The organism is Luedemannella flava (assembly GCF_039528515.1).
Classification (GTDB): domain Bacteria; phylum Actinomycetota; class Actinomycetes; order Mycobacteriales; family Micromonosporaceae; genus Luedemannella; species Luedemannella flava.
In genome coordinates this window covers 1-692 of sequence record NZ_BAAALT010000316.1, presented here as the reverse complement: position 1 = coordinate 692, position 692 = coordinate 1, and the positions used below count along the sequence as shown (strand labels likewise).

Genomic DNA, 692 nt, shown 5'->3' with positions numbered 1-692 from the left:
CTTGGACGATGACGAGGCGGTGGCTGTCCACGAGTGCTTCAAGAGACTTGATGTTCTTGTTCATGGCTGGTCCTGCGTCCAGTCGTCGGGGACGTAGACCTGGTCTTGGGTCCAGGTGTCGGTTTTGGTGGCGTGGTCTACGAGGTGTTCTTCGAGCAGTTGGCGTGCTTCGTAGAGCGCGTCGATGAGTTGGCTGAGTGCGGTGACGGAGCCGGTGATGAGTTCGAGTTCGATCGGGGTGTTTCCCAGATCGATGGCGACCAGTGGGGTTTCGCCGTTGCAGGCGAGGTTGATGCCGGCCACGGTGTTGTCGGTGAACTCGTAGCCGATGAACATGCGGTCGTCGCGTTCGCCGCCGTTGGCGTCGTAGTAGGTGGTCATGACCCCGACCCTTCGTCCTGGTGGCGGATGAACAGTTGGTGCCAGGTGCCGTGGTTGGACATGGCCTGGCGCAGGTTGCTGCGGCATTCGAGGCAGCCGCTGGGGGCCGTTTGGCTGTAGACGATGTAGCCGCAGTCGTGGACGTAGGCGTACTTGTTGGTGGTGAAGTCGAGTAGTGCCGCGTAGCCGGTGTCGAAGTCGGGCTCGACTCCGAGCAGGAACAGCGGGTTTGTTGTGGGTGTGGTGGTCATAGCGGTTAGGCCGCCTTTCGGAGGTGTACTGCGCGGCGGACGATCTGGTTGACGTGGTGG

At 61.4% G+C, this 692-nt stretch carries 2 protein-coding genes; both read right to left on the bottom strand.

Annotated elements, in window-relative coordinates:
• Positions 1-60: 60 nt before the first annotated feature.
• Positions 61-381, bottom strand: a complete 321-nt coding sequence (locus ABD211_RS32945; protein WP_141857616.1) for a hypothetical protein — start codon at positions 379-381, stop codon at positions 61-63.
• A complete protein-coding gene (locus ABD211_RS32940) occupies positions 378-632 on the bottom strand; it encodes a hypothetical protein (RefSeq protein ID WP_141857617.1) in 255 nt (84 codons plus the stop codon). The genes ABD211_RS32945 and ABD211_RS32940 overlap by 4 nt, the downstream gene beginning before the upstream one ends.
• Between the last annotated feature and the right edge of the window lie 60 nt (positions 633-692).